Annotated in this window: 1 protein-coding gene; it reads right to left on the reverse strand. The window is 71.0% G+C overall.

The genetic code is table 11. From position 1 onward, the window contains the following. On the reverse strand, positions 1-556 hold a 556-nt coding region (locus tag BIV23_RS44235), incomplete at both ends, for an IS256 family transposase (protein WP_177240259.1).

Genomic DNA, 556 nt, shown 5'->3' on the forward strand with positions numbered 1-556 from the left:
GTCGGGCTGTTCGAAGATGGTCCGCAGCAGGGTGGCCACCCAGGGCTGGGCCGACTTGGGGACCTGGCTCAGCAGTGCGCGGGCGTAGTGGGTGCGGCATCGCTGCCAGCTCGCGCCGGGCAGGGTGGCGCCGATCGCGTTGACCAGGCCCATGTGGGCGTCGGAGATGACCAGTTGGACGCCGGACAGGCCGCGTGCGATCAGGGAGCGCAGGAAGGCGAGCCAGCCGGCGCCGTCCTCGGCGGTGGCCACGTCCAGGCCGAGGATCTCGCGGTGGCCGTCGGCGTTGACGCCGACTGCGATCAGCGCGTGGACGTTGATGATGCGGCCGCCCTCGCGGACCTTCTGGGTCAGGGCATCGACCCAGACGAAGGCGTAGGGGCCGGCGTCCAGGGGCCGGTTACGGAACGCGGCGACCTGCTCGTCCAGGTGCTTGGCCATCGCGCTGACCTGGGACTTCGACAGCTGGGTGACGCCCAGGCTCTCGGCGAGCTTTTCCACTCGGCGGGTGGAGACGCCGAGCAGGTAGGCGGTGGCGACCACGCTGATGAGGGCC

This window comes from Streptomyces monashensis, from assembly GCF_001866665.1.
Lineage (GTDB): Bacteria > Actinomycetota > Actinomycetes > Streptomycetales > Streptomycetaceae > Streptomyces > Streptomyces monashensis.